Source organism: Cytobacillus sp. NCCP-133 (assembly GCF_026011715.1).
Classification (GTDB): Bacteria; Bacillota; Bacilli; order Bacillales; family Cytobacillaceae; genus Cytobacillus.
Genome location: NZ_BRVM01000001.1, coordinates 265,671 through 285,360, shown reverse-complemented (window position 1 = coordinate 285,360; position 19,690 = coordinate 265,671). Strand labels below are relative to the sequence as shown.

General features: G+C 41.4%; 21 protein-coding genes. 17 read left to right on the top strand and 4 right to left on the bottom strand.

The annotated features are described in order from the left end of the window. Nucleotides 1-103 precede the first annotated feature (103 nt). The 3 genes from NCCP133_RS01505 to NCCP133_RS01495 all read left to right on the top strand — a co-directional run bounded on the left by NCCP133_RS01505 (nucleotide 104) and on the right by NCCP133_RS01495 (nucleotide 4,917). A complete protein-coding gene (locus NCCP133_RS01505) occupies nucleotides 104-2,665 on the top strand; it encodes a vitamin B12-dependent ribonucleotide reductase (RefSeq protein ID WP_264803197.1) in 2,562 nt (853 codons plus the stop codon). Between the two features lie 238 nt (nucleotides 2,666-2,903). Then, entirely contained in the window at nucleotides 2,904-3,929 is a 1,026-nt protein-coding gene (gene splB / locus NCCP133_RS01500) for a spore photoproduct lyase (protein ID WP_264803196.1), read from the top strand. A 103-nt stretch (nucleotides 3,930-4,032) separates the two neighbouring features. Next, nucleotides 4,033-4,917 (top strand): patatin-like phospholipase family protein, encoded by an 885-nt coding sequence (locus NCCP133_RS01495; RefSeq protein WP_264803195.1) that lies wholly within the window; start codon nucleotides 4,033-4,035, stop codon nucleotides 4,915-4,917. A gap of 180 nt (nucleotides 4,918-5,097) precedes the next feature. Here the strand turns inward: NCCP133_RS01495 and NCCP133_RS01490 are convergent, their stop codons facing one another. Beyond that, nucleotides 5,098-5,484, bottom strand: a complete 387-nt coding sequence (locus tag NCCP133_RS01490; RefSeq protein WP_309298024.1) for an SA1362 family protein — start codon at nucleotides 5,482-5,484, stop codon at nucleotides 5,098-5,100. Between the two features lie 474 nt (nucleotides 5,485-5,958). Here NCCP133_RS01490 and NCCP133_RS01485 point away from each other — a divergent pair, with 474 nt between their 5' ends. The 4 genes from NCCP133_RS01485 (at nucleotide 5,959) to efp (ending at nucleotide 9,105) form a co-directional block, all read left to right on the top strand. After that, nucleotides 5,959-6,489 (top strand): YqhR family membrane protein, encoded by a 531-nt coding sequence (locus NCCP133_RS01485; protein ID WP_264803193.1) that lies wholly within the window; start codon nucleotides 5,959-5,961, stop codon nucleotides 6,487-6,489. Nucleotides 6,490-6,878: 389 nt separating this feature from the next. Continuing rightward, nucleotides 6,879-7,319, top strand: a complete 441-nt coding sequence (aroQ, locus tag NCCP133_RS01480) for a type II 3-dehydroquinate dehydratase (RefSeq protein WP_264803192.1) — start codon at nucleotides 6,879-6,881, stop codon at nucleotides 7,317-7,319. A gap of 141 nt (nucleotides 7,320-7,460) precedes the next feature. Next, nucleotides 7,461-8,522: a M24 family metallopeptidase gene (locus tag NCCP133_RS01475; protein ID WP_264803191.1), complete on the top strand. Its 1,062-nt coding sequence runs from the start codon at nucleotides 7,461-7,463 to the stop codon at nucleotides 8,520-8,522. A gap of 25 nt (nucleotides 8,523-8,547) precedes the next feature. Further along, nucleotides 8,548-9,105: an elongation factor P gene (gene efp, locus NCCP133_RS01470; RefSeq protein ID WP_264803190.1), complete on the top strand. Its 558-nt coding sequence runs from the start codon at nucleotides 8,548-8,550 to the stop codon at nucleotides 9,103-9,105. A 36-nt stretch (nucleotides 9,106-9,141) separates the two neighbouring features. On the opposite strand, the gene NCCP133_RS01465 is transcribed toward efp, so the two are convergent. The 3 genes from NCCP133_RS01465 to NCCP133_RS01455 all read right to left on the bottom strand — a co-directional run bounded on the left by NCCP133_RS01465 (nucleotide 9,142) and on the right by NCCP133_RS01455 (nucleotide 11,541). Then, on the bottom strand, nucleotides 9,142-9,309 hold the full coding sequence (locus NCCP133_RS01465; protein WP_264803655.1) for a hypothetical protein: 168 nt from the start codon (nucleotides 9,307-9,309) through the stop codon (nucleotides 9,142-9,144). An 81-nt stretch (nucleotides 9,310-9,390) separates the two neighbouring features. Further along, nucleotides 9,391-10,074 carry an SIMPL domain-containing protein gene (locus tag NCCP133_RS01460; RefSeq protein ID WP_264803189.1) on the bottom strand — a complete coding sequence of 228 codons (684 nt, stop codon included), beginning with the start codon at nucleotides 10,072-10,074 and terminating at the stop codon, nucleotides 9,391-9,393. 84 nt (nucleotides 10,075-10,158) lie between these two features. Further along, complete coding sequence (locus NCCP133_RS01455) at nucleotides 10,159-11,541, bottom strand: alkaline phosphatase (protein ID WP_264803188.1); 1,383 nt, start codon at nucleotides 11,539-11,541, stop codon at nucleotides 10,159-10,161. 464 nt (nucleotides 11,542-12,005) lie between these two features. Here NCCP133_RS01455 and spoIIIAA point away from each other — a divergent pair, with 464 nt between their 5' ends. The 10 genes from spoIIIAA to accC all read left to right on the top strand — a co-directional run bounded on the left by spoIIIAA (nucleotide 12,006) and on the right by accC (nucleotide 19,674). Beyond that, nucleotides 12,006-12,929: a stage III sporulation protein AA gene (spoIIIAA, locus tag NCCP133_RS01450; protein ID WP_264803187.1), complete on the top strand. Its 924-nt coding sequence runs from the start codon at nucleotides 12,006-12,008 to the stop codon at nucleotides 12,927-12,929. Then, on the top strand, nucleotides 12,930-13,445 hold the full coding sequence (spoIIIAB, locus tag NCCP133_RS01445; protein ID WP_264803186.1) for a stage III sporulation protein SpoIIIAB: 516 nt from the start codon (nucleotides 12,930-12,932) through the stop codon (nucleotides 13,443-13,445). Between the two features lie 88 nt (nucleotides 13,446-13,533). Further along, complete coding sequence (spoIIIAC, locus tag NCCP133_RS01440) at nucleotides 13,534-13,740, top strand: stage III sporulation protein AC (protein ID WP_009332905.1); 207 nt, start codon at nucleotides 13,534-13,536, stop codon at nucleotides 13,738-13,740. Nucleotides 13,741-13,755: 15 nt separating this feature from the next. Continuing rightward, complete coding sequence (gene spoIIIAD, locus NCCP133_RS01435; protein ID WP_264803640.1) at nucleotides 13,756-14,145, top strand: stage III sporulation protein AD; 390 nt, start codon at nucleotides 13,756-13,758, stop codon at nucleotides 14,143-14,145. Between the two features lie 100 nt (nucleotides 14,146-14,245). Continuing rightward, nucleotides 14,246-15,445, top strand: a complete 1,200-nt coding sequence (gene spoIIIAE / locus NCCP133_RS01430) for a stage III sporulation protein AE (RefSeq protein ID WP_264803185.1) — start codon at nucleotides 14,246-14,248, stop codon at nucleotides 15,443-15,445. 12 nt (nucleotides 15,446-15,457) lie between these two features. Further along, on the top strand, nucleotides 15,458-16,090 hold the full coding sequence (spoIIIAF, locus tag NCCP133_RS01425) for a stage III sporulation protein AF (RefSeq protein ID WP_264803184.1): 633 nt from the start codon (nucleotides 15,458-15,460) through the stop codon (nucleotides 16,088-16,090). Beyond that, nucleotides 16,083-16,751: a stage III sporulation protein AG gene (gene spoIIIAG, locus NCCP133_RS01420; RefSeq protein WP_264803183.1), complete on the top strand. Its 669-nt coding sequence runs from the start codon at nucleotides 16,083-16,085 to the stop codon at nucleotides 16,749-16,751. The genes spoIIIAF and spoIIIAG overlap by 8 nt, the downstream gene beginning before the upstream one ends. A gap of 3 nt (nucleotides 16,752-16,754) precedes the next feature. After that, nucleotides 16,755-17,294: a SpoIIIAH-like family protein gene (locus NCCP133_RS01415; protein WP_264803182.1), complete on the top strand. Its 540-nt coding sequence runs from the start codon at nucleotides 16,755-16,757 to the stop codon at nucleotides 17,292-17,294. A gap of 509 nt (nucleotides 17,295-17,803) precedes the next feature. Next, nucleotides 17,804-18,307 (top strand): acetyl-CoA carboxylase biotin carboxyl carrier protein, encoded by a 504-nt coding sequence (gene accB, locus NCCP133_RS01410; protein WP_264803181.1) that lies wholly within the window; start codon nucleotides 17,804-17,806, stop codon nucleotides 18,305-18,307. Between the two features lie 14 nt (nucleotides 18,308-18,321). Continuing rightward, on the top strand, nucleotides 18,322-19,674 hold the full coding sequence (gene accC, locus NCCP133_RS01405) for an acetyl-CoA carboxylase biotin carboxylase subunit (protein WP_264803180.1): 1,353 nt from the start codon (nucleotides 18,322-18,324) through the stop codon (nucleotides 19,672-19,674). The last annotated feature ends 16 nt before the right edge of the window (nucleotides 19,675-19,690 follow it).

Genomic DNA, 19,690 nt, shown 5'->3' with positions numbered 1-19,690 from the left:
CTTTAGGGTAATCTTGAAACACAGCTAGAGTTGAACTATCTATAAAAGTGATTACACAACATAAAGAATTATTGCAAGAATTTAAATCGAAGGAGTTGTAACAATGTCTGTTGCGCTAGGACAAAAAATGAAATTGAACATTGATCGTTTAAACAAGGACATCCGTATATTCCCTCAGGTTCACCCTGTAACCCCGGATATGAAAATGACCCACAAAGGTGTTTCACGTTTAGTCATGCTTGACAGATACACTTTCAAAGATACTGAGAAAGTTACTCTGACAAACGGTGATTTCGTTGTCCTCACTATCAAAGAAGATCCGAAATTCCCTGCACGCGGTCTCGGCTTTATCCTGGATATTGACTGGGAAAACAAAACAGCAAAAGTTTTAATTGAAGAAGATTACAGAGGAGTCCTCAATGATCCCGAAGAAGCAAAGACAGGAATCATTACAAAGCCGCTGGATGTTATCGAAAAACCGCTTGAAATCTATTACGAGCAAATTGCCAAGCGTAATGCCCAAGGCCTTGCATCCGTAGAAAAGACAGAAGAAAAGAGAAAAGAATGGTTTGAAAAATTCTATCAGGAATTAAAGAACCTTAACTTTATTCCAGCAGGCCGTGTTTTATACGGAGCAGGTGCAGACACAGATGTAACGTATTTCAATTGCTATGTAATGCCTTTTGTACAGGATTCCCGCGAAGGAATCTCTGAACACCGCAAACAGGTAATGGAAATCATGAGCCGAGGAGGCGGAGTTGGAACAAACGGTTCTACGCTAAGACCTCGCAACACACTGGCGAAAGGGGTCAACGGAAAATCTTCCGGCTCGGTTTCCTGGCTGGATGATATAGCGAAACTGACGCATCTTGTAGAGCAGGGAGGGTCACGCAGGGGTGCCCAGATGATTATGCTATCTGACTGGCATCCTGACATTATCGAGTTCATCATCTCGAAAATGCAAAATCCGAGAATCCTAAAATTCCTTCTTGAAAATACAAACGATGAAACAATTAAAAAATATGCAAAAGAAAAATTAAATTTTACTCCATTCACTGAACAGGAAATCGCCATGTACCAGGGAATTGTGAATTACATGAGCATTCCAGGCTTCGGCGGATTCAGCGAGAAAATCATTAAAGATGCAGAAGAAAAGCTGGCAACTGGCGGAACTTACAATGTCCATAATTCTGAATTTCTGACAGGCGCAAACATTTCAGTTTGCCTGACAAAAGAATTTATGAATGCAGTTGAAAATGATGCAGAGTATGAGCTTCGTTTCCCAGATGTAGAATCTTACGATGCCGAGATGATGAAGGTTTATAATGAAGAATGGCACAATGTCGGCGACGTCAGAGAATGGGAAAAGCTTGGCTATAAAGTTCGCGTTCACCGCAAAATTAAAGCGAAAGAACTTTGGAACCTGATTAATATCTGTGCAACATACTCAGCAGAGCCTGGGATTTTCTTTATCGATAATGCTAATGACATGACAAATGCACAGGCTTATGGACAAAAGGTTGTAGCAACTAACCCATGTGGGGAACAGCCTCTCGCACCATATTCTGTCTGTAACCTTGCAGCAGTAAACCTGGCAGAAATGGCAGACAAGGAAAATAAAACAGTAAACTTTGATAAGCTTAAGCGTACTGTTGAAGTGGGCATTCGCATGCAGGATAATGTAATAGATGCAACACCGTATTTTCTTGAAGAGAACAAAAAGCAGGCATTGGGTGAGCGCCGTGTTGGACTTGGCGTTATGGGACTTCATGACTTGCTGATCTATTGTGAAACTGAGTACGGTTCAGAAGAAGGAAATGAACTGATTGATAAGGTGTTTGAAACGATTGCAACGACAGCATACAGAGCCTCTGTTGAGCTTGCGAAGGAAAAAGGAAGCTTCCCTTTCTTTACAGGAGAGAATGCAGAAGAGACAAATCGATTGCGAAGAGCTTTTACAGAAACAGGCTTTATGCAGAAAATGCCTGAAGATATTCGTGAATCCATTTTAGAAAACGGGATCCGAAATTCCCATCTATTAACAGTTGCTCCAACTGGATCCACAGGTACCATGGTTGGAGTCTCTACTGGCCTTGAGCCTTACTTCTCATTCTCTTACTACAGAAGCGGCCGCTTAGGCAAGTTTATTGAAGTGAAAGCTGATATCGTTCAAGAGTATTTGGACCGCAATCCGGATGCTGATCCAAATAATCTGCCTGAATGGTTTGTGGCAGCGATGGATTTGGCCCCTGAAGCACATGCAGATGTACAATGTGTGATTCAGCGCTGGATTGACAGCTCGATAAGCAAGACGGTAAATGCACCGAAGGGCTATAGTGTTGAACAGGTAGAAAAAGTATATGAACGACTTTACCGCGGAGGTGCCAAGGGCGGAACTGTCTATGTTGACGGATCACGCGATTCACAAGTATTGACACTGAAAGCGGAAGAAAATAGCTTTGACGATGCCGAAACGGTTAAGAAAGAGAAAACAAAGCAGCATGTGGTACTGGTTGATACCATCAGTGATCTGCGTTCAACAGATGTAACGATCGGTTCAGAAGTTGGCAATACATGCCCGGTATGCCGTAAAGGAAAAGTCAAAGAAATCGGCGGATGCAATACATGCACAAACTGTAATGCACAGCTAAAATGCGGCTTATAAATTAGGCTTTCGATCCTTTTTCTAATGCGCCGGCTTTTTAATTAGGAGATCGAGTGCATCGATTAAAGCATAGAATTTATTAATGACAAATTGTTTAAACAAGAAGATGGAAGAAATTGTTCCATCTTCTTTTTTTTGCTGTTGTGGGATTTGGCTCATACTACTGTCATAAGGCATAGGCAATTGTTCAAAAGCATAAGGCTAAGCAATCGACTAACTATAAAGCGAGGTTACACAATTGAAGCCTTTTATCCCACAGCTAGTATATATAGAACCACAAGCACTGGAATATCCTTTAGGAAGAGAGCTAAAAGAAAAGTTTGAAAAAATGAATATTGAAATCAGGGAAACCACTTCGCATAATCAGGTAAGAAATATTCCTGGCGATAATGAGGTGCAGAAATATCGCAATGCAAAATCGACATTAGTTGTAGGAATTCGGCGAACACTTAAGTTTGACACTTCCAAACCTTCAGCAGAATACGCCATACCGCTTGCAACTGGCTGTATGGGCCATTGCCATTATTGCTATTTGCAAACAACACTTGGCAGCAAACCATATATTCGCACCTACGTGAACCTTGAAGAAATCTTTGAGCAGGCTTCAAAATATATGGAAGAGCGAAGGCCTGAGCTAACGCGTTTTGAGGCTGCATGTACATCTGATATAGTCGGAATAGATCATTTAACGCATTCTTTGAAGAAAACCATTGAATTTATCGGACAAACTGAATATGGGCAGCTTCGTTTTGTAACCAAGTATCATCATGTCGACCATCTGCTCGACGCTAAACATAATGGGAAAACCCGTTTTCGTTTTAGTGTCAATTCCCGCTATGTTATTAAAAACTTTGAACCCGGGACTTCTTCCTTTGATGATCGGCTTAAAGCCGCCCGGAAAGTGGCGAAAGCCGGTTACCCGCTTGGATTTATTGTTGCGCCGATTTATATGCATGAGGGATGGCGTGAGGGCTATCATGAACTTTTCCAAAGGTTAAGCAAATCGCTTGAAGGAATTAACCTCGAAGGACTGACCTTTGAATTAATTCAGCATAGATTTACAAAGCCGGCCAAGAAGGTAATTGAAAAACGCTATCCTAAGTCAAAGCTTGAAATGGATGAAGAGAAGCGCAAATACAAATGGGGAAGATATGGAATCGGTAAATATGTGTATCTGACTGAAGAAGCAAAAGACTTGGAGACCACAATAAGAGAATATATTAACTCCCATTTTCCTGAATCTGAAGTGCAATATTTCACCTGAACAATAAATTTTGCTTGTCAGCCGTACTATTTTAAAAAGCTCCTGATTAAAGATGTATAAGTAAGAGTTCCTCTAAGCGTGTACATCGATAGGAGTGGCTTACATGTATATAGACGGTGTTTTTTCAGGTGGAGGCATCAAGGGGTTTGCGCTAATTGGAGCTTATGAAGCAGTCCAAAACCGGGGATTCCAATTCAAGCGGGTAGCTGGTACGAGTGCTGGATCCATCGTTGCTGCATTAATTGCCGCCAGATATACAAGTGAAGAAATATATCAGCTGGTAAATGAATTGGATGTAAAAAAGTTTCTTGATGAAAGAAAAACATTTATACCATTCTCAGTCACAAAATGGCTGCTGCTCTATTGGCGTTTGGGCCTATATAAAGGGTTGGAGCTGGAAAACTGGATGGCTGAAAAGCTTGCTTCAAGAGGGATAAATACATTTGCAGACCTGCCTCCCCAATCATTACGGGTAATAGCATCTGACCTGACAAACGGGAGGCTGGTTGTTTTGCCTGATGACCTTGGACATTATGGGATTGATCCTTGCTCATTCCCAGTGTCCAGGGCAATACGGATGAGCTGCAGCCTGCCCTACTTTTTTGAACCTGTAAAACTCCAGACACACAGCCATTCAAGTGTAATTGTGGATGGTGGAGTTTTAAGCAATTTCCCAATGTGGCTTTTTGATAAGGAAAATGTGATAAAGACGAGGCCGGTCCTGGGAGTGAAACTGAGTCATAATCTTAGTGAGCGGCCGCCAAACAAGATTTCCAATGCCATACAAATGTATGAAGCGCTTTTTGCCACAATGAAGGATGCACATGATGCACGATATATTTCAAGAAAACATGCGCAAAATATCATTTTCATTCCAACAGATGGAGTATTGACTGCAGAATTTAATCTGACGGATCAAAAAAAAATGGATCTTCTTGAGCATGGGAGGCAATGTGCGGAACAATTTTTTGGGAAATGGAGTTACTAATGGAAAAAGCGCAGGGCGCCTTGCCAAAAGGAACGCATAATAAGAACGCTATATCCTCCCAAAAGCTGCCGCTTTCAGTTGTGTGATTAAGCTGTCGAAGCGTTCTTAGTGGAGGTAGACAGTTATCTAAGTTCAAAATTCACCTTACCTATTTTTTGAGGAAAAAAATCGAGCTCTCCTTTAAAGGGATGCTCGATTTTTCTTTTTACCTTTTTTTCCTTCTATGACAGTCAGATGTGGTGAAGTCTTTTTCTTCGATTTTTTAATCGAAGTAAGTGAGCTGATGGAAGCCTTTTTTCCGTTGGCTGAACCTGCTTCTTTATGGTTAAAGCGTTTTTTTGATTTTTTGGCTGCCCGTATGAAAGCCCGCTGGTCTCGCTTAGAGGGATTAGCTCTATTGAATCGCTGGAATAAAAAGTATATTGCAGCCCCTATGATGACAATGACAGCTATTCTCTGCAAAAAACCGGCAGGATCTGAGATCAGGCTGACGGTGACTCCAAGGGCAGCAAGAATAACAAGCCCGGAGACAATATAGAATGAAATCCGATTTTTCAAGAAAGCCACCTCCCTAAAAGCATGATGAGCAAATTTATAAGCTTTTAAACTATATATACCAAAGTTTCGATAATTTTCTTTTTTAAAATTAGTCTTCAGTTTTTTTCTTTTCCTATTTGTTTACATTTTAAACGAAACTGTGACAACTTTAAGGTGTTTAACAGGCAGTTTTCTTTAATATTAAAGCGGAATAATGGGCTTGCACTCTTCTGCTGCTGTTATATTCCTTACTTAAATTTATGCCTTAATTACCAGTCCCGGTACATCATTTTAGAGAAAATGGTCCGATCTTCTTGAAAGTTTAAATTTATTTTCACATACTAATTTTATTCGCCCTAAAACCCCCTAAAACCTCCATCAGATAGGAAATATGTTAAAAAATATCTCCAAACTCCCCAGGGGGAATGCCAATTTGCATAAAATTTTCTTTATGATGCAAAGGAATAATATCGTGTGGACATAATAGAAATGGAGGTGGCACAAATGGCAGAAGAAAAAGAGCATTTGGAACAAAATCAGAGAGAAAAACCAATGTCATTTATGGCTATGGTGGTGATTACCGGTTTGATTGGCGGCATCCTGTGGAGTGGGCTCGCCTATTTGGCCTATGTGTTCAATTTTACGGAAGTGCACCCGAATGTCATTCTTGAACCTTGGACAATAGGAGCCTGGAAAGAGGGTTGGCTAGGAACCGTAATTTCTATTCTCTTAATTGGAGGCTTATCAATAATTGCTGCCCTTATTTATTATGCAGCATTAAAAAAATTTCAAAGCATGTTTGTGGGAGCGGGTTATGGCATTGCCCTTTTCTTGATTGTATTTTTTATCCTTAATCCCATCTTTCCAGGGATAAGCCCTTTCTGGGAGCTTGAGCGGAATACGATGATCACCTCTATTTGTTTCTATATTTTATATGGGGTGTTTGTCGGGTATTCCATATCCTATGAAGCCCATGAAATTCGCGGGAAGAGTGAAGATGAAAAGAAGGCCCGTACCGACCCGGAATTCCATTAGTTTTATGAGTATGCAGCGTCATGGAGGAAATTTGATGCTGCTTCACGATATTAGAAGAGCGAAGAATTGTCAAAGAGCATAAATGAAGCAGCCTCACATTACAAAGCAGAGTGGCATTAAAGATTCTCCAAAAAATGAGGTTACTAGTAAGGTGTGCCAAACCGTCTCTAGGTATGTTAAGAAGCCTAGCCGGGGATAGGCATTGGCCTTCCCGCCGTTATCTAGTCTTTGCCCAGCTATTAAAAAGAAGTGAATACATCTCAACTGTATAGAGTTAGCACTTATGTTAGAATGTTCTTAGTGGACGTTCTTTTTCCCGGAATACGGAATGAATCGAAAGATAATTCGGTAAAAGAAGCCCATTAGCAATAAAGAAAGAGGGGTTGATTATGGGGAAAATACTCCTGTTAAATGGGCCAAATTTAAACTTGCTTGGGAAGCGGGAACCAGGTGTTTATGGGACTAAAACACTTAAGCATTTGGAAGCTGAAATAATTGAATTGGGCAGTGCTCATAATACAGAAGTGTGCTGCTGCCAATCAAACCATGAAGGCGAATTAATAGACAGGCTTCATCTAGCCAATGAAGATGATACGAAAGGCATTATTTTTAATCCCGGAGCATTCACACATTATAGCTATGCTATAAGGGATGCTATAGCAGGAATCCAGGTTCCTGTGATCGAAGTACATATATCGAATGTTCATGCCCGAGAAGAATTCCGGCATACCTCTGTCATTGCGCCTGTTGCCCATGGACAGATTGTTGGACTTGGACTAAAAGGGTATGAGCTGGCTTTCTTTGCTTTAATCGATCTTATCACAGTCTAACGGGCAGTAAGACTCGGAATCGAAGGAGGAAAAGCGGGAGTCCAAATAGCCCGTAAAGGCCAGATTGCTTCAACTAATAATCAGTGGGGGATGTAGGCACAAACTGATTGAAGTTTCACTTTATTAAGGGGAGAGGGTACTATGGAAAAAATTCAAAAGCTTCGCGCAAGCTTTGAACAATCAGGTATAGATGGAATGCTGATCACAAGCAGTTTTAACCGCCGTTATATGACTGGATTTACTGGTTCAGCAGGTGTAGTGTTACTAAGTGCAGAAAAAGCCTTATTTATAACAGACTTCCGCTACACTGAGCAAGCTGCTAAGCAATGCCAAGGTTATGAGATTGTCAAGCATACTGGAGCGATCCCTGAGGAAGTGGCAAAACAGGTAAAACAGCTTGGGATTAAAAAGCTCGGTTTTGAAGAAGATCATTTAACATTCTCTGCTAATAAAGCCTATGAAAAAGCGGTTGAAGCAGACTTAGTGCCTGTTTCCGGCACAATTGAAAAGTTACGCTTGATTAAGACTGAATCAGAGATTAAGATAATAAAGGTGGCAGCTGACATAGCGGATGCTGCATTCAAACATATTCTGGATATCATTCGTCCAGGGATTACTGAACTGGATGTATCGAATGAATTAGAATTCTTTATGAGAAAAGCGGGTGCAGTTTCATCATCGTTTGATATTATCGTGGCATCTGGACACCGTTCTGCCCTTCCGCATGGAGTGGCTAGCGATAAGATTATCGATAAGGGCGATTTTGTTACTCTGGACTTTGGCGCTTATTACCAGGGATATGTTTCAGATATCACCCGTACAGTAGCTGTTGGGGAACCGAAAGACAAGCTGAAAGACATTTATAATATCGTGCTTGAGGCTCAGGAGCGGGGAATGGAAGGCATAAAACCTGGAATAAGCGGCAAAGAGGCAGATGCCCTAACACGAGATTACATAACCGAGAAAGGCTATGGCGAATATTTTGGCCACTCTACTGGTCATGGAATCGGGCTTGAAGTGCATGAAGGCCCTGGATTGTCACTTAAGTCTGATGTTATTCTTGAACCTGGCATGGTTGTAACAGTAGAGCCTGGCATTTACATACCTGGCCTTGGCGGAGTCCGTATTGAGGATGATACAGTAATTACAAAGGATCACAATGAAACGCTTACTCATTCTACAAAAGAATTAATTATTCTTTAATTGAACACTTATAGGAGGACATACCATGATTTCAGTAAATGATTTTCGTACGGGATTAACGATTGAAGTTGATAACGGCATTTGGCGTGTAATGGATTTCCAGCACGTTAAACCAGGAAAGGGTGCGGCATTTGTCCGCTCCAAGCTTCGTAATCTTCGTACTGGTGCGATCCAGGAAAAAACTTTCCGTGCTGGTGAAAAAGTTGCCAAGGCTCAAATTGATAACCGTAAAATGCAATATCTCTATGCAAATGGAGAACAGCACGTATTTATGGATAACGAATCTTACGAGCAGATTGAACTGCCTGCATCTACAATCGAGTATGAATTAAAGTTTTTAAAAGAAAATATGGAAGTTGCTATTATGCTTTACCAAGGTGACTCACTTGGAATTGAACTTCCTAACTCAGTCGAGCTGACTGTAACAGAAACTGAGCCTGGAATCAAAGGAGATACAGCTTCAGGCGGAACGAAGCCAGCTACTCTGGAAACTGGCCTAACTGTTCAGGTTCCTTTCTTCATTAATGAAGGGGATAAGCTGATCATCAATACTACAGACGCTTCTTATGTATCACGCGCATAATAAACGAAAAAATCCCGAGCAAACCTCGGGATTTTTTTATCCTTTAAATTTCCTTCCCTCAGCACCAGGTGAAATATCGGTGTCATTCCGGTTATTATAATCTGGATCTGACGTCGGAGGTTTTTTATTATCCTGCGTTCCATCCAAATAAGTCCTATCTCCCATTTTCTGGTTTTTTAGGAATTCCCCTAAATTTTCATTCAATATGAGCACCTCTCCTTCTGCACATTATTATTATTAATATCTTTCTGCTCAATTTTAGTATCCGCTAACTCAAGAGAATTATTAGCCATAGTACATGAATTCCGCAGTAATGCGGCTCTCAATCATAATTGTGCCTGGCTGGATAGGTGTGCTTTCCGCACTTTTAACAAAAGCGGAAGACTGAAATGCTACAGATTTAGCCAAGCTGTCTTCAGTGATAGAAAGCGGCGGCTTGATTACCTGGACATTTAAAGAAGCAGCGATTGTTTCTGCCTTTTTATACGCATCTGCAACAGCAAGTGTTAAGGCTTGCTGATACAGTAGGGATCCATTTTCAATCTCAAAATTAATTCCTCTCACGATATTAGCACCGCTGCGGGCAGCTGTATCTGCAGTAAGGCCGGTATTTTCAATTTGGTCTACGGTTATGTTCAGAATATGTTCCACTTTATAACCGCGAAAAATTTGACTGCCATCCACGAAATCATATTGAGGAAAAATAGAATAGTCAGCTGTTTGAATGTGCTTATCGGCTATGCCGATGCCATTTAAAGCGTTTTTTATACTGGCGATGGCTTTTGAATTATTTTCCTGTGCTTTCTGCAGGACTTGATCCTCTGTTGAAACGCCAAGTGTGATTTTGGCCCGATTGGGCTGCCCAGCGATCTTGCCTTCGCCAGAAACGCTCATGAGATTTTGCTTAGACCTTGTATAGCCTCCATTATTATGGACTGAGTGGCGAACGAATGGCTGCTGATAATACATGGAATGCTCTCCCCGCTTTCATAAATAGGCTTCTATAGAATGTACTGCGGGGGGAGGCAGAAAATACACATAAAACAGCAAAATTTATTTCCACTGGTAGTTCATCAATGAGGCAATTTTCTTTGGAATATCGGTGTTGTCCATGACTCCTGAGAAAGCTTCGCTTCCTTTGCCGTAAGCAAATAAAGGAACCATGTTGCCTGTATGCCCGCCGGTAGAGCTTAAAGCTCTTACTCTGGGTGTAATGATTCCCCCATAGTGCTTTTCTGCAATCAGACTTCCAATTTCCCAGGAAGCGAAGTGTTCCGGATACACTTTGCTGTCTGCGTTGAGCATATGGCTATTGAATTCCTCGGCTTCCTTATCAGTCAGGTCGATATGGGCGTATTTCTTAAGAACATATCTAATGCTTTCGGTCCTGTAGGATCTCATATTCTGGTGCTTTACGAATTGGCCGACCATATACTGGGGAGTGGCCTTAATTTCCTTCAGATTCTTGATATCCAGCGGTTCTGAGGCTGATAACCCCATGGTTTCATGGTCTGCGGCCACAATGACAAGTGTTTTTCCATCCTTTTTTGCCCATTCAACGGCATACTTGACAGCCTCATCAAATTCAATTGTTTCTTTCCATATGCTCGTAATATCGCCAGCATGGGATGCGTGGTCAATCCTTGCCCCTTCGGCCATCAGGAAAAAGCCTTTCTTTTCTTTTGAGAGCACGCTGATTGCTTTTTTAGTCATTTCTTTTAAGCTGGGTTCTTTGCTTCCTGTTAGTGGTCGGTCCAATTTAAAGTTCATATAGCCGTCATTGAACAAGCCAAGGAGCTTTGAGCCCTTTGCATGAAGCAGCTCTTCACGATTGCTTGCATAGGTATAGCCTTTATGGATGGCATCCTTAATTAAATCTCTCCCGTTTTGTTTTTTAGGTGTAAAGTAGGCTCTGCCTCCGCCCATCAGCACATCTACCTGATTGCTCAGCTGCTGGCGTGCAATTTCCTCCTGGCCGGTCCATCTATTGGAAACACTTGCAGTAAATGCTGCAGGTGTTGCGTCCGTAATTGTATTTGTTGAAATAACTCCAGCTTTTTTTCCATTATTTTTAAATAAATCTAGTATGCTGTCGGCTTCTTTTCCATCTGGAGTTACGCCAATACTTCCATTGTTCGTCTTTTTGCCAATGGCAAGGGCAGTCCCGCCTGCAGCAGAGTCTGTTACCAGATTATTGGCTGATTCGGTATGCACGAATGCCGTGTGCGGAAGGGATTCGAGGAATAGATGCCCATTTTTTCCATATTGCAGCTTTCTCGCTATTTCAATTTGTCCGACTCCCATACCATCACCGATCATCAAAATAACATTCTTGGGCCCCTCCTCGGAGGCAGGATGGGCACTGCCATCAGCATGAAATACCGAAAACATCATGCAGGAAATAAAAAGTATTATGCAAATCAATTTCACTTTCATTGCTTACACCAGCCTTTACTAAAGTTTCTTAGGCTTATTTTTTGAAGAAGCGTCCTTTTTACTCAGGCTGTTTCCTAAAGTTTGTTGCTTTTTAATAACTCAGTTTAATTTGCTGAGTTGATTTTTGCTGTAGGCACTTGATCCTCGATTATGCTGCCTCATTTCCTTCGTTCGGTGCCAAGTTGAGGAAGCGTATTCAATATCCTGCCTGAGGTGAGGGAGCGGGAGAACCCGCAGGCGAACCGAGGAGCTCTGTTCCTCCCTCCGTAAAGCAAGTGACCCTTGCTTAAATCAACGGACTGGATTTAAGCCAAAACAACAATCAATAAGAAAGAGTCTTACTCAAGTTTGTCCAAATTAAAATGCCTAAGCCGGTAAATCAAAGTCATATTGTTTTGATGCAGGCATACATTTTAAATAATGAGATGCTAGTCCGAAAAGAACTTTAATATGGAGGAGAGAATATGGAAACCATTACTGCCTTTTTGCCGAAAAAAATTTCTGAAAAGCTTAAGCAAATACCTCCACATATTCTGAAGGATCTGGAGGAAATCAGAGTCCGGATAAACAGGCCTCTTGAATTGACAATGAAAGGCAGCCCTCGTTTCCTGCCTTACATTGTTGATTCTGAGGATGCGATGCACTTGCTGAATAAAATAAGCCATTTTTCTATCTATACTCTCGAAGAGGAATTAAAAAGGGGCTATATCACCATTGAGGGTGGCCACCGGGTTGGACTGGCGGGAAAAGTGATTTTAGAAGAAGGAAAAGTGAAGGCAATCAGGGATATTTCATCTTTTAATATTAGGATTGCCAAAGAGAAAATCGGAATTGCTGAAAGGCTGATTCCACACATATATAACGGTGGCTGGCTGCATACCATGATTATTGGCCCACCTCAGACAGGGAAAACCACTTTACTGAGGGACATAGGAAGAATTATCTCTACAGGGGATGGCAAAGGTTCTTTTCAGGCAAATAAGGTCGGAATCATTGATGAGCGATCTGAGATTGCAGGCTGCGTAAACGGGATTCCGCAAATGACTTTCGGACACAGGGTCGATGTCTTGGATGCGTGTCCAAAAGCTGAAGGCATGATGATGATGATTCGTTCCATGAGCCCGGAGGTATTGGTTGTGGATGAAATTGGAAGGCGTGAGGATGCGGAAGCCATAATGGAGGCTGTGAATGCTGGAATCAAGTTGATTATGACCACACATGGAAACAGCTTGGAAGAAATAAAAAAGCGTCCTACCCTAAAAGCCATTTTAGAGATGGATATATTCCAGCGATTTATTGAACTAAGCAGGAGAGATGGACCGGGCAGTATTACTTGCATCAGGGATGTCGCCGGCAAGGAACTCACGGAAGAGGTGAGAGTGATTTAAATGATGAAGCTAATTGGAGCTGTTTTTATTATTATTGCCACCACCTGGACCGGGTTTGAGGCATCAAGGCATTTAACAGAACGGCCAAGGCAGCTTCGCCAGCTGAAATCGGCCCTTCAGTCTCTTGAGGCAGAAATTATGTACGGTCATACACCACTGCACGAAGCAGCGAGAAGGCTTTCAGCCCAGCTTCCAAAACCGCTTTCATGGTTTTTTGAATCTTTCGCTAAAAGATTGACGAATTCGGAGACAACCGTCAAAGAGGCCTGGGAACAGAGCTTAAGGGAAATTTGGAAAATGACCGCTTTAAAACAGGGGGAATTTGAAATTATGAAGCAATTTGGAGAAACACTTGGGCGGCATGATCGGCTCTCTCAGCAAAAACAAATCATGCTTACTCTTTCCCACCTGGAACGAGAAGAAGCGGATGCACATGACAAACAAGTGAAATATGAAAAAATGGTCAAAAGCCTTGGCTTTTTATCGGGATTGCTGCTTATCATTTTATTGATGTAGGTTTTGCTTTAAGTTGCAATTGATAATGACTAATCAGGGAGGCGGCTATTTGCTGCCGGACATTGGACAGAGCTTAGGAGGAGAAAAGATGGGGTTAGAGGTTGATATCATATTCAAAATTGCGGGTGTCGGAATCGTGGTAGCCTTTTTGCATACTATTTTGGATCAGGTGGGCAAGAAGGAATATGCACAATGGGTTACGCTTTTTGGCTTTATATATATTTTATTTATGGTTGCATCCATTGTAGATAATTTATTCCAGAAAATAAAATCAGTGTTCTTATTTCAGGGATAAAAGGGGGGCTCAGCCATTGAAATTCTTCAAATAGTCGGTTTCTCTCTGGTTGCTACGTTCCTGGCCCTTATTGTTAAAGAACAAAAACCCAACTTTGCCTTTTTGCTGATTGTTTTTGTAGGCTGCGCCATTTTCCTTTTCTTAGTAGACCAAATATACGCCATTATCCACATGATTGAGAAGATTGCCATCAATGCAAAGGTCAACCTTGTTTATGTGGAAACGATTTTAAAAATAATTGGTATAGCTTATATTGCAGAATTTGCTGCCCAGATTACGAAGGACGCAGGACAGGGCGCTATAGCGGCAAAGATCGAGATGGGCGGCAAAATTCTGATTCTGGCGATGGCCATCCCGATTCTGACTGTATTAATTGAAACCATCATTCAAATGATTCCAAGCTAGCTTAAGCAGGCCTGCTATTTATTTGGATAAGAAGTTATGCAGGACAAGCCTTCCTTTCCATGGCAGACCGCTTGTTAGGTCTTATAAAAGAGGTGTAAAGATGAAGCAATGGATGCAGAAAATCTTATTATCCAGCCTATTCCTATTTTTTTTACTAGCACCGGCAGTACAAGCCTCACCCAAGACCGCAGATGCAAATGAAGTGTTATCTCCACATGATTTAGTAGAATCGCAGGTTGAATCCCTGGATTTAGATGAATTAACAAACTTTTGGGAGGAGATTACAACCGAGTATGGAGGATTTTTGCCGGAAAGCCAAAAAGGGAGCCTCTATGAATTTATTAAAGGAGAAAAGAAATTCTCTTTAAAAGAATGGGCCTCAGGAGCTTTAAAGTTTGTTTTTCATGAATTCATTGTAAATGGGAAATTGCTTGGCACATTAATTCTGCTTACCGTATTCAGCATGTTCTTGCAGTCGCTGCAGAATTCATTTGAAAAAAGTTCAGTCAGCAAAGCTGCATATTCCATTGTATTTATGGTTTTAATCATCATAGCTTTGAATAGTTTTCATGTAGCGATTGAATACACGCAAGAAACGATCTCAACAATGGTGTCCTTCATAATGGCCCTGATTCCGCTGCTGCTTGCATTAATTGCTTCATCGGGAGGAGTCGTGTCAGCTGCTTTTTTTCATCCGGTGATCTTATTTTTAATGAATGTCAGCGGATTGTTTATACAATATGTTATTCTCCCTCTACTATTCCTATCCGCTTTATTAAGCATTGTCAGTACGTTATCTGAACATTATAAGGTGACTCAGCTCGCTAATTTGCTCCGCAACTGGAGTATTGGGCTCATGGGCATGTTCCTGACAGTATTTTTAGGTGTTATTTCCGTTCAGGGGGCTTCCGCAGCGATTACGGATGGGATTACCATACGTACTGCAAAATTTATTACGGGGAATTTCATACCGGTAATAGGCAGGATGTTTACGGATGCTACAGATACAGTTATAAGCGCCTCGGTTCTCTTAAAAAATACAGTTGGTATAACTGGAGTTGCCATCCTTCTGATCATTGCTGCTTTTCCTGCAATCAAAATATTAATGATTGCGTTTATATATAAGTTTGCGGCCGCCATTTTACAGCCGCTGGGAGGAGGTCCGATAATTTCCTGTTTGGATATTATCAGCAAAAGCATCATATATGTTTTTGCAGCTTTAGCCATTGTATCTTTGATGTTTTTCCTTAGTATTACGGTAATCATTGCAGCAGGAAATTTGACCATGATGGTCAGGTAGGGAGTGTATGAAGTGAATTTTATAACGGAATGGATAACAAACATTATACTATTCGTCTTGCTAGCTGCTGTCATCGATATGCTCCTTCCCAGCTCCAAGCTTCAAAAGTACACAAAAATGGTGACAGGGCTTCTGCTGATCGCAATTATTCTAACACCGATTCTAAAGATCCTTTCCAGCGATTTTGAAGAAGCAATCGCTTCGGTGCCGGTTTTTGAGGCATCTGGCGAAAAAAATATGGAAAATTTAATAGAAATGAAGAAAAAAGAAATACAAGCCTCAAGTGATGCATATATTTTAGAACAAATGGCTGTCCAAATGAAACAGGACGCAGAAGAGGAGTTGATGGAACAGTACGGTCTCGAAATTGCTAACATTGATATTTTAGTAGATGAAAGCAGTGATCAAGCCTTCCCGGAAAACCTGCACAAGGTCATGATCCAATTAAAAGCAAAGGATGCAGAAGCTGAAGCTTTAGAAGTGGTTAAAACAGTGGAAATTAGTACCGGGAAACCTCTTCCATCCAGCAGGGCTGAAAATGAAGATGCACAAAGAATTGCTTCTCTTCTCGCACAAAAATGGAATGTAGATGCAAAATCAGTCGAAGTACTGGTAGAAGGGGGGAAAATGAATAGGGATGAATAATGAAAAAGGTCCTTTCAGATGGATAAAGAAACTGCTCTCCAAAGAAGGTCAGCCAGATAAGAAAGCCGGTAAATACCAATATTTGCTTCTCGTTATTCTCTTTGGCGCAGCGATTATGCTGGTCAGCAATACGCTGTTCGGCGAGAATGCCACGCCAGAAGAAATGTCTGTTTTCAAGAACGGAGAAGAGACTAAGCAGGAGGAAGAAGTGCCGGTATTTGGACAAAAACAATCCGGGGGAAATGATGAAATTGCCAATTATGAAAAAGCATATGAAGCACAAATAAAAGAGGCTCTTGATGCAATTGTCGGCGTTGAGGATGCTACAGTTGTTGTCAATGTAGATGCAACCGAGAAGAAAGTGCTGGAGAAAAACAAGACGACCCAGAGCCAAACAACCGATGAAACGGATCGGGAGGGCGGAAAGAGAAAGGTTGAGGATCTGACACAGGAGGAACAGCTGGTGATTGTCCGAAATGGAGAGAAAGAGGTTCCGATTGTATTAGAAACCAAGAAGCCTGAAATCCGGGGTGTGCTGGTTGTGGCAAAAGGGGCTGAAAATATACAAGTAAAGAAATGGATAATTGAGGCAGTTACAAGAGCGCTTGATGTACCAAGCCACAGAGTTTCTGTAATGCCTAAAAAAACTAAGGGGGAATAATAGATGCTTTTAAAGAAACAAACGGTATGGCTTTTAACAATGCTTAGTTTGGTGGTTGTCTTATCCGTGTATTATGTTACATCACCGGAACAAAAAGGGAATGATCTTGCTGCTATGGAAGAGAAGGCAAATGAACAAATGGAAGCGGTAGAGAGTGAAGATGGCAATGCCATTATTACAAACACAGCCAGCGATGAAATGTTTGAAACGCTTCGTCTGCAGCTTGATGACGAGCGCAGCCGCATGAAGGAAGATCTTACGACAGTCTTGGGACAAACAGACCTGCCTGCTGAAGAAAGAATGAAAGCAAAGGATCAGATTGATGAATTAAATGAGATTGCGCGAAAAGAAGCAATGCTTGAAACGTTAATCCGAGCAATGGATTATGAGGATGTTCTTGTTCGCGCTAATGGAAAAAAGGTCCAGATTACTGTAAAGGCTAAAGATCATTCTCCAGCTGCAGCAAACAATATCATTCAGGAAGTAAGAAATGAAATTGGCCAGCTAGAAGCAGTTGCTGTTGAATTCCAAGTTGCAAAGTAAAAATGAAGGGTGCCCGTAAAACAAGCGGGCACCCTTTCTATCCTATTTCAGAAGTATGTTTAGGGGCTTTAATCCTTTTTTTTTTGCATCATTATTTTTGGTATATTGCAAGCTTTTCATCTTGCACAGGTTTCCGGTAATGAGAAAATTCCTGCCGGGATGGTACATCCTTTTCTATAGATCAAAGGTTTTAATATTCAGTTATATCGATCTGGTCCAAAAGTCCTCTTAATGTTAAAACAGCTCTATTAATCGATAAATTTATTCAAAACATTTCACAAAAATTTCGAAAAATATTAAAATGGTTTTAAAGACTGAATGGAGAAAAAGTTATATAGTACTTAATACAATGTTGAATTTTTATAAGGTCTTATCGTATGATATTAGTATCTAGTCGTAATTAAATCATGCGGAACATTCCCGTTCGTTCTTTCTCTATTCTCCTTAATAGCAGGATTCAAATGGGGAAAGAGGGAATGGAAAGCAGTGAGAAAACAAGGGGTGCCATAATGTTGAAAGTACAGGAAATACGAGAATTGATCAAACTTGTTAATGATTCAAATATTGATGAATTCGTTTATGAGCATGAAGGTTCAAAAGTTAAAATGAAGAAAAAAGGCAGTGAACAAGTAGTTGTGCAGCAAGCTCAGCCATCTGCTGCGCCAGCACCTGCTCCACAGCCGGTACAGACAGCTGCAGTAAAAGTGGAAGAACCTATAGCTGCAGCGCCTGTTCAGGAGCCTGCAAAACAGGAGCAAGCTACAGATACAGACCTGCATAAAATTGTTTCTCCAATGGTTGGGACTTTCTATAAGTCTTCCTCTCCGGATGCTGATCCATATGTACAAGCCGGTACAAAGGTTACAAAAGACTCGATTGTCTGCATAGTTGAAGCAATGAAACTATTCAACGAAATTGAAGCTGAAGTGAATGGCGAAATTGTTGAAGTGCTAGTTAGGGACGGCCAATTAGTAGAGTATGGCCAGCCACTATTTTTAGTAAAGCCTGAATAAGGAGCGGTTACAGAATGATAAAAAAACTCTTGATTGCCAACAGAGGAGAGATTGCTGTTCGCATTATCCGCGCAGCCCGCGAAATGGGAATAGAATCTGTAGCCGTTTTTTCAGAGGCAGACAGGGAGGCCCTGCATGTCCAGCTTGCGGATGAAGCTTATTGCATTGGCCCGACTGCCTCTAAAGACAGCTACTTGAATTTTACTAATATTATTAGCGTTGCAAAGCTAACAGGCTGCGATGCAATTCATCCAGGTTACGGTTTTCTTGCCGAAAATGCAGACTTTGCCGAGCTGTGCAGAGAATGCAATATCATTTTTGTCGGCCCTACACCAGAAGCTATCAATAAAATGGGGACAAAAGATATTGCCAGGGAAACGATGAAAGAAGCAGGAGTTCCGATCGTTCCTGGCTCCAATGGAATTATTAAGGATGCTGAACAGGCCATCCAGCTTGCTGAAGAAATTGAATATCCCGTGATTATTAAAGCAACTGCAGGCGGAGGCGGCAAGGGAATTCGTGTTGCACGGACTGAGCAGGAACTGATTAAAGGAATCACCATTACTCAGCAGGAGGCCTTAACTGCATTCGGGAATCCAGGCGTATATATAGAAAAATATATTCAAGACTTCCGCCATGTAGAGATTCAGATCCTTGCTGATAATTACGGAAATACCATCCATCTTGGAGAAAGGGATTGCTCCATACAGAGGAGGCTGCAAAAGCTACTCGAAGAGACGCCTTCGCCTGCCCTTGATGGAGAAACGCGTGAAGAAATGGGCAATGCAGCTGTTAAAGCAGCCAAAGCGGTTGATTATTCAGGTGCTGGCACAATAGAATTTATCTACGATTACCAAAATCGTAAGTTTTACTTTATGGAAATGAATACCCGCATTCAGGTTGAACATCCAGTTACAGAAATGGTTACGGGTGTGGACTTAATTAAAGAGCAAATTAAAGTGGCTTCTGGTGAAAAGCTTAATATCAGCCAGGAGGATGTCATCTTTAACGGGTGGTCGATTGAATGCCGTATCAATGCGGAAAATCCGGAGAAGAATTTCATGCCTTCCGCAGGCAAAATCAATATGTATCTGCCTCCAGGAGGGTTAGGAGTCAGAGTTGATTCTGCGGCCTACCCAGGCTATGTGATTCCGCCTTATTATGATTCCATGATTGCAAAAGTGATTACTTACGGCAATACTAGAGAAGAAGCCATTTCGCGAATGAAGAGGGCTCTTAGTGAATTTGTTGTTGAGGGTGTACATACGACCATCCCGTTTCACCTCAAACTACTAAGCCATGAAAAATTTGTTGAGGGGCAGTTTAATACGAAATTCCTGGAATTGCATGATGTAATGAATTCTTAAGATGATGGAGGTGCCA